This window comes from Terriglobales bacterium, assembly GCA_035624455.1.
GTDB lineage: Bacteria > Acidobacteriota > Terriglobia > Terriglobales > Acidobacteriaceae > DASPRM01.
On sequence record DASPRM010000023.1, the window covers coordinates 1 to 2,308 of the forward strand.

The window sequence follows — 2,308 nt, forward strand, 5'->3', positions numbered from 1 at the left end:
TGCCCTCACCGTCGAACTGGTGGCCCTTGTCGTCGAAGGCGTGACTCAATTCGTGACCCATCACCGCTCCCGCCAGCCCGAAATTCACCGCGTCATCCGTTTGCGGATCAAAAAACGGCGGCTGCAGAAGCCCTGCCGTAAAAACGATCACGTTCAAGGGATTGTCGTGGTATCCCTCTACGCCCTGCACTAACTCGTAGAACTCGCCCCGATCCACGGGCTTTCCTATCTTCGCAATCTGCCGCACGAACTCGAACTCCTCACCACGTAGCGCATTGCCCAGCGCATCGCCGCGTCGAATCTCCAAGTGAGAGTAGTCGCGCCAATGATCCGGGTATCCAATCATCGCCCGCAGCAGCTCCAGCTTGCGCAACGCTTCTCGCTTAGTCGAGGTATCCATCCATGTGCTTTGTTCGATGTCATCGCGTAAGGCCTGCTTGATGCGGCCTACCATCTCCAGCACTGCCTGCTTGCTGGCGGGGGGAAAGTAGCGCTGCGCATACTCTTTTCCCACCGCCTCACCCAAGTCGCGATTGGTCAAATCGGTGCACTGCTTGGACCGCGATGCCGGCTCGCTCACGCCCCCCAGCGTGCGCTGATAGAAATCAAATTCTGCATCGCGAAAAGGCTTTGGCAATGCCGGGGTCGCTACCCGTACTAGTTCCCATCGCAAATAACTCTTCCATGCCTCGATCGGGGTTCCCTTCATCAACTCGTTGATCGCCAGCATGGACTTTGGGATGGCCACGTTCATTGCTCCCCTCGGCACAAATCCGATGGCAGAGAAATATTCCTTCCATCTAAACTCGGGCGCCAGCCTCTCCAGTTCTGCCAACCCCATGAGGTGATACCAGGCTTTTCGGTCGCGCCGCTCTAGTGGCGTGAGCTCGGTGCGCGCCAGTGCGATCTCAATCTTCATCACATCTTCGGCTCCCGCCTTCGCCTGCTCGGGACTGTCGCCCAGCAACCCGAATTCGTTCTCCAAGTGCGCTCGATAGTCCGCCCGCACCTTCACAATCTCGTTGTCTTCCGAGGTGTAGTACCCCGGCTCCGGCAGGTTCAATCCGCTCTGGTCCAAATAGGCGATAACTTGCCGGGCATCTTCCAGCCCTTGGTTCGCGCCCATCGAGAACAAGGCATCCGCGCCAAATCCATGGAGCCGTGCAACTTCCTTCGCCAGGTCGGTGGTATTGTTGATCGCATCAATCCGCGCCAACTCGGCCTGCAACGGCCCCAGGCCCTTGGCGTCAATCGTCTTCTCATCCATACACGAGGCGTAATAATCCCCAATCTTTCGCTCATCCGCCGAGGTCGGCCCCGAGGCCGCCCGCTGCAAGATCGCGCTTACCCGCCTCTGATTTATCTCCCGCATCTGTTGGAATACCGACCAGTAGGAGCGGTCGGCAGGAATCGGATTTCTCTTGAGCCACCCGCCGCACGCATACTGATAAAAATCCGCGCAGGCATCGGCGCTCTTATCCACGGCGTCGCTGTCGAACTTCAGCGTCTCGCTAGTTTGGGCACCGCAAAGGCCGGAAAGCAGTGAGATCAGGAGAAACGCGACTGGTGTGATCTGCATGGGTGTAAGTCTATTGAGGGCCCGACCGGCTTGTCTTCTGCGCCCTTGGCGTTCTTTCAACCTGACTGCATTTGGTTTCGTCCCCGGCGTTCCTGGCGTCTCCCCGCCGACTGCTATCTCTCGACGAATGCCCAAATCATAGCGAACGCGCACTGCGCAGACTCGCCAGGTTGCCTTCACGCAAGGTCAACCTCGAGCAAGCAAGAGAGGCGTCAGTCCACTCGGCCGACAATCAGATCGCTGGGCCCGGGCAGCTTAATCCGGCACACCTCCGGGAACCCGGCAGCTTTCATCCAGCGTGTGTATTCGGACTCGCTGTAGCTGTCCCCGACGTCGGTCGAAACCAGCATGTTCAGTGAAAACAGTGCCGCGTGTGGGGGCCCGGTTTTGTCGGGGTTGAGGATGAAGTCCTGCACGACCAAGCGGCCGCTGGGCGCGAGCGCATGGTGGGCACGGCGGAAGATGTCCTGGTTCTGTTCCTTGGAAAACATGTGGCAGATGGCGTTCAGCATGATGATGTCGAAGCCGAAGCCGAAATCGTCATGGAGCATGTCGCCAACGCGAAGGCTGATTTGCGTGAAAACGCCAGCCTGGCTGACATATTGGGCTGTGAGCGGCACAACCTCTGGGAGATCCAGGATCTCGCACCGCACATCCGGACAGGCCCTGGCAAACGCAATGGAGTAGGCCCCAGAACCACCGCCCAGGTCCAGAACGCGGCGCACACCG

The 2,308-nt window shown here is 58.9% G+C and carries 2 protein-coding genes; both read right to left on the reverse strand.

All coding sequences use genetic code 11. The features are described 5' to 3' along the window. Nucleotides 1-1,579, reverse strand: a 1,579-nt coding sequence (locus VEG30_02405; protein HXZ78751.1) for a M13 family metallopeptidase, incomplete at its 3' end; no start/stop codon positions are given. 212 nt (nucleotides 1,580-1,791) lie between these two features. Next, nucleotides 1,792-2,308, reverse strand: a 517-nt coding sequence (locus VEG30_02410; GenBank protein ID HXZ78752.1) for a methyltransferase, incomplete at its 5' end; no start/stop codon positions are given.